4 protein-coding genes and 2 tRNA genes are annotated in these 6,219 nt (G+C 43.9%); 5 read left to right on the forward strand and 1 reads right to left on the reverse strand.

Going from position 1 to position 6,219, the window contains the following annotated elements; translation table 11 throughout:
* Positions 1-59: 59 nt before the first annotated feature.
* Positions 60-2,651: a YfhO family protein gene (locus LIQ05_RS16460; RefSeq protein ID WP_226822422.1), complete on the reverse strand. Its 2,592-nt coding sequence runs from the start codon at positions 2,649-2,651 to the stop codon at positions 60-62.
* A 205-nt stretch (positions 2,652-2,856) separates the two neighbouring features.
* Here LIQ05_RS16460 and LIQ05_RS16465 point away from each other — a divergent pair, with 205 nt between their 5' ends.
* The 5 genes from LIQ05_RS16465 to LIQ05_RS16485 all read left to right on the forward strand — a co-directional run bounded on the left by LIQ05_RS16465 (position 2,857) and on the right by LIQ05_RS16485 (position 5,934).
* Positions 2,857-3,768 carry a ribonuclease Z gene (locus LIQ05_RS16465; RefSeq protein ID WP_226822424.1) on the forward strand — a complete coding sequence of 304 codons (912 nt, stop codon included), beginning with the start codon at positions 2,857-2,859 and terminating at the stop codon, positions 3,766-3,768.
* A 4-nt stretch (positions 3,769-3,772) separates the two neighbouring features.
* Positions 3,773-4,792 (forward strand): tRNA (adenosine(37)-N6)-threonylcarbamoyltransferase complex transferase subunit TsaD, encoded by a 1,020-nt coding sequence (gene tsaD / locus LIQ05_RS16470; protein ID WP_226822426.1) that lies wholly within the window; start codon positions 3,773-3,775, stop codon positions 4,790-4,792.
* Entirely contained in the window at positions 4,792-5,487 is a 696-nt protein-coding gene (ispD, locus tag LIQ05_RS16475; protein ID WP_226822428.1) for a 2-C-methyl-D-erythritol 4-phosphate cytidylyltransferase, read from the forward strand. Before tsaD ends, ispD begins: the two co-directional genes overlap by 1 nt.
* A gap of 142 nt (positions 5,488-5,629) precedes the next feature.
* Positions 5,630-5,715: transfer RNA gene (locus LIQ05_RS16480), tRNA-Ser, on the forward strand.
* A gap of 129 nt (positions 5,716-5,844) precedes the next feature.
* Positions 5,845-5,934 (forward strand) — tRNA-Ser (locus tag LIQ05_RS16485).
* The last annotated feature ends 285 nt before the right edge of the window (positions 5,935-6,219 follow it).

The following is a 6,219-nucleotide window of genomic DNA, read 5'->3' on the forward strand; positions in this document are numbered from 1 at the left end:
AGTAATCAAAAAGGATCCGCAAAATAGTTATGCAGATCCCGAAACATATGAAAAGATAATTATAAAGCCTTGACTTCGCAGCGGCGTTTTTTGAATACAAAAACAAGATTTATCAAAACCAGAAGTGCTGCTACAAGCCCGCTTACCAGAAGACCCAGGGTTTTGCCCGGTGCACGGAATTCAAGCTGAATGCTGTGCGCTCCTTTTTTCAGCGGAAAACCGACAAATGCTTTATTCACCTGGACCGGAGTCACCCTTTCACCATCTACGTAAGCCTGGTATCCTGACGAGAAGGTGTAGGAGGTTACGAAATAACCATCTTCTGGCATATCAATGCTGCCGTTCAGAATTTCTTTTCCAGAAGTTTCTTCATTCTGGAAATCCACTACGCCCGGATTGGAAATAGCGGACAACGGAATGGTATAGGCCTTTATATTGCTGATACTATATTTACCCTTGGAAAATTTGACTTTCAGGGTATCGATGCTTTCGTCAGATGAAATCATGTAGGTAAAAGTTTTGTTGTTATTGGGATAAGGAGCATTTGGACCGGACTGCCGGTTCTGGATCCCGTTTATGGTGATGGTAACATCTCTTTTTCCACGATTATTCACATCAAAGGAAAGCAGCAAAATTGTGGAAGCTGGTATTTCCTCTGGAAGCTTCTGCTGAATCGTTGCTTTTTTCCTTTTTGCAGGGCGGGCAAGGAAATTTTCCGGAAGCGTATATTCTTTCATCTGAGAGCTGTAAGCTTCATAGAAATCGGAACTGCTATTTCCCTCTGCCGAAGAAGGGATAATGGTTCGGTTGGTCAGAGTATCCAGATTCTGTGGGTAAGAGAGCTGGTCAAAATCATCTTCTGCCATCAGTGCAGTGCTTCCGTAGGCAAGTGGAAGTACATTCTGATTTTCCGCCAGAATATGGCTTCCATTCTGCTTCAAAATGGTGTATCCGGCTGGAAGTTCCCTTGGGATTGTACGGATGTATCGTACACCCATCAGGTATTCCTGAAAAGGATCTTCTCCAGAGGTCATGGATACACGGTTGTGGATCCCAATTGGCATATGTAAAATATCATACAGCAGCACATTGTAATTGGTATTGGAAATAGAAGAGTAAAGGGAACTTTTATTCTGATTTCCATCAACCACATAGTTTGCATTTGTAGCAAGATGCTCTATAAAGTCGAAACGGTACTGGGAATCTGTAGCGTATTCTTCCAGTTCTTCCTGGGAAAAAGAATCTCTGGAGGAATCCTCCCTGGCAATATAGGTTTCCTGCTGTCCCAGATGGATATAAGATAGCGTAGGAATGGTACAGATCAGAATCAGTCCCACAATCTGTACGGCCAAGGAATGAACCGGTATGGTGATCTTTTTCTTTTCCAACACAATGCAGACGACGACACAGACCAAAAGAAGGAGCATGTCTGCATAGAAAAGAGGCTGCATTTTATTCTGGCGGTGCGATCCATTTTGAAGTCTTAGGATGACTGGAAGGCAGGCAAGAAGCGCCAGCGGCAGGCTAAGCTTCATTTTTCCCTGGCGGATCCGTTCCAAAGCCTGTGCTACAAGATAGATGATCAGCGGCACAAAAGGAATCAGGCATTTCGGCCGTACGTATAAAGTGATGTTTAAGATCCATTCAAAAATATTAAAGAACAGAAGGACAAAAACAGAAATTGCCAGCTTCCTTGTTTCCTTTTCCTTTATACAAAGAAAAATAGCGTACAGACAGATCAGGGTAAGTCCGCAGTTATAATTGCCGTACAGAAGTCCCTCCATGCCGGTGTTGACACTGAACATCTGGAAAATATCGCCAAAACCACCGGTGTCCTTTTTGTTGCCAAGCATTGCAAGACCGGTTGGAAGAAGAAGGAAAATACTCATGGCAGAGGCGAAGGATACATCTATAATATAGTTCCACCATAAAGCACATTTGCGCTTCTTCTGTCCGTCAGCAGGAACATTCTTTATGTGCTCCGGCATCAGATGCCAGAGGTAAAGGATACATGCCACAAAGCAGGATGGGAAAAAGTAAAAGCTGTGAAGAATACAGAAAAACAGGGAAAGTACAAGTCCGATATGAGGACGGAAATGATAGTTTCCTGCTTTTTCCGGATCCAGAATGTGGTCAATGCAAATAAATGCCAGAATGAGAAATGGCAGATAATTTACAAACATGATCTGCTTATGTGCGTGATAAAGACAGCCTGCTGTCATATACAAAAAAGCAGAGGCAGTGCAGGTAAAGTTGGAAAAGCCCTTTTGGAAGATCCAATAATAAAGAAGGGCACCTCCCATAAGGATTCCCAGGATCGCGTATCCCTGGATGAAATATGCAGTACCTATACTTGGAAAAAGATAGGAGACAAGAACATCCGGGCGCATAAATCCGTAATAGGACAGGGAGAAGAAATTGGTTCCGCCGCCCAGCCCTGTGAAATCAGGGAAAAGATTGCCTGTGGCAAAAAATTGCTTCCGCATGTAATCGGCAATGGTCAGGTGCTGGGAATACCAGTCGATTCTGGAACCAAAATAGGAACCGGATGGAACCAGAAACCGGATCAAAAGAAGCGAGAAAGCAAATAGGAAAAATAGGGTGAGATAGTTTTTCCAGGTGAATTTTGGTTTTTTCTTGCAAAAAATCATACGTTTTCCTTCCTAAAATGCGTAGAAAATACGGCTTTCTGCATTTAAATTAATATTTGAAATTGAATATTGTAATTTATTGTAAAGCATTTATCTGGTTATGGCAATTGATTTTCCAGGAAAATTTTCCTGATACTTGTTTTACGAAACTGCTTGTGTTAAACTTTTTCAGAGAATGCTTAATGAAGAGAGGATATTTTAATATATGTTAGATGTTTGTCTGCTGGGAACCGGAGGCATGATGCCGCTGCCAAGAAGGTGGCTTACTGCTCTGATGACCCGGTATAATGGTCACAGCCTTCTGATCGACTGCGGCGAGGGAACGCAGGTAGCAATTAAGGAAAAGGGATGGAGCTTCAAGCCTATTGACGTGATCTGCTTTACCCATTATCACGGAGATCACATCAGTGGACTTCCGGGACTTCTTCTTACAATGGGAAATGCAGAGCGTACCGAGCCTCTCACCCTCATTGGACCGAAAGGACTGGAGCGGGTGGTGAATGCTCTTCGTGTGATTGCTCCCGAGCTTCCATTTGAACTGAAATTTATAGAAATTAACGGACCCGAGCAGGTGTTTGAAATCAATGGATATCGGATCACTGCTTTTAAGGTAAATCATAATGTGCTTTGTTACGGATATTCTTTAGAGATTCTCCGTCAGGGGAAATTTTCCCCGGAGCGTGCCAGAGAGCAGGGAATTCCGCTGCAGTTCTGGAATCCCCTTCAGAAGGGGCAGACCATTGAGGCAGAAGGTGTGACTTACACTCCGGATATGGTTCTTGGCCCGGCAAGAAAGGGGCTGAAGGTTACTTATACCACAGATACCCGCCCCACGGAATCTATTTTGAAGAACGCGCCTGGTTCTGATCTTTTTATCTGTGAGGGAATGTACGGCGAGGATGACAAGCTGGAGAAGGCAAAAGGCTACAAGCATATGACGTTTCGCGAGGCTGCCACGCTTGCCAGACAGTCCCAGGTAGGGGAAATGTGGCTGACACACTATAGTCCGTCCCTGATCCGCCCGGATGAATTTATGGATATGGTGCGGGAGATTTTCCCAAACGCTTATCCGGGAAAAGATGGAAAAACAATGGAAATGAATTTTGAAGAGGATTAAAAAAATGAAAGATACATTAATTCTTGCAATAGAGAGCTCCTGCGACGAGACCGCAGCTTCTGTAGTAAAGAACGGCAGGACCATATTATCAAACGTGATTTCTTCCCAGATCGCACTTCATACCTTATACGGAGGTGTTGTGCCGGAAATTGCATCACGTAAACACATTGAGAAGATCAACCAGGTAATTGAGGAGGCGCTTTCTGAAGCAAATGTGACTCTGGATGATCTGGATGCAATTGGCGTCACCTATGGCCCTGGGCTGGTAGGTGCTCTTTTGGTAGGCGTAGCAGAGGCAAAGGCAATTGCTTACGCAAAGAAGCTTCCCCTTGTGGGAGTCCATCATATAGAAGGACATGTTTCTGCAAATTACATTGAGCATCCAGACCTGGAGCCGCCTTTTCTTTGTCTGATCGTGTCCGGCGGACATACGCATCTTGTAATCGTAAAAGACTATGGGGAATTTGAAATCCTGGGACGTACCAGGGATGATGCAGCAGGAGAGGCTTTTGATAAAGTGGCCCGTGCTATTGGACTGGGGTATCCTGGCGGACCGAAGGTGGACAGGCTTGCCCGTGAGGGAAACCCGGACGCCATTGTTTTCCCAAAGGGAAAATTAGGGGACTGTCCTTATGATTTCAGCTTCAGTGGTGTGAAGTCTGCTGTGCTGAACTATATCAACAATGCCCAGATGAAGGGCGAGGAGATTAACCGGGCTGACCTTGCAGCTTCCTTTCAGAAGTCTGTGGTAGACGTACTGGTTGAGCACACTATGCTTGCGGCAAAGGACTATCATATGGATAAGATTGCCATTGCAGGCGGAGTTGCATCCAATGGAGCCTTAAGAGAAGCAATGACCAAAGCATGTAAAAAGAGGGGATACAAGTTTTATCGTCCCTCCCCTATTTTCTGTACCGATAATGCTGCGATGATCGGTGTGGCAGCTTACTATGAGTATATAAAAGGCACACGCCACGGATGGGACTTAAATGCAGTTCCAAACCTGAAATTAGGAGAAAGATAATGGAGCAGGGCAGATGTACAGCAATCGTTCTGGCAGCCGGCCAGGGGAAAAGAATGCACAGTAAGATACAGAAGCAGTTTCTGGAAATTGGAGGGAAACCGGTTCTGTATTATTCCCTGCAATGCTTTCAGAAAAGTCCGCTGATCCGGGACATTATTCTGGTGACAGGGGAGGATATGATTTCTTACTGTGAGAAGGAAATTGTAGAGAAATACGGTTTTTTCAAGGTGTGCAGGGTGACTGCTGGTGGAAAGGAACGCTATGATTCTGTATATGCAGGACTGTTATGCTGTCAGGATACCGATTATGTGTATATTCACGACGGAGCAAGACCGTTTCTTACAGAAGAGATGGTTCAAAGGGGATATGAGGCTGTGAAACGTACCAGTGCCTGTGTAATGGGAATGCCCTCTAAGGATACTGTGAAGCTGGCAGACACGTCAGGCTATATTAAAGAGACTCCAAACCGTAAAATTGTATGGAATATTCAGACTCCTCAGATATTTTCTTATGACCTGATCCGTGGAGCTTATGAAAGTATACGCAAAAAGGACATGACAGGTGTGACAGATGACGCAATGGTAGTGGAACAGGAGACTGGGACAAAGATCCTTCTGGTGGAGGGTTCCTACCGGAATATTAAGATCACAACCCCGGAGGATCTGGCTGTAGCAGAGGCATTTCTGCAATATTGAACGAATTTTATAAAAAAATAAAAATTCTTGTTGACACAAAAAGGTTTTGATGATAAAATACGTTTTGCACTGACAGAGACAACCTCTTGAGTGAAGGACAACTCCTGATGTGCAGAACGTTTTTATTTTGACTATTTAATATGGAGAGATATCGAAGTGGTCATAACGAGGCGGTCTTGAAAACCGTTTGTCCGCAAGGGCGCGTGGGTTCGAATCCCACTCTCTCCGCTTGTTAAACACTTTAAAAATAAATGAAAAAAGTGCTTGACAAATAAAGGAACATCGGTTATACTAAACAAGCTGTCGCAAGAGAGCAAACAATCAAATGAACAACTTACTTATTAAGTAGGGCAATTTGGAGAAGTACCCAAGCTGGCCGAAGGGGCTCCCCTGGAAAGGGAGTAGGTCGTTAATAGCGGCGCGAGGGTTCAAATCCCTCCTTCTCCGCTTTGAATTTCTTGATTAAATGAAATTCAAAAAAGTTGTTGACAAACACTTGAACATGTGATAATATGAACAAGCTGTTTTGAAGACAACAGCGAAACAACCTTGATAACTAAACAGTGAAACACATACGATTCTCGAAAATTTCTTTATACAATTCATTTTCGAATGAAACTTTTAAAACAGTAATGACGAGAGATAACTAAGCTAGTTGGTTGTCTTGAGTGAATCAAACATTTTATCAGAGAGTTTGATCCTGGCTCAGGATGAACGCTGGCGGCGTGCTTA

It is taken from the genome of Blautia glucerasea (assembly GCF_020537505.1).
Lineage (GTDB): Bacteria > Bacillota > Clostridia > Lachnospirales > Lachnospiraceae > Blautia_A.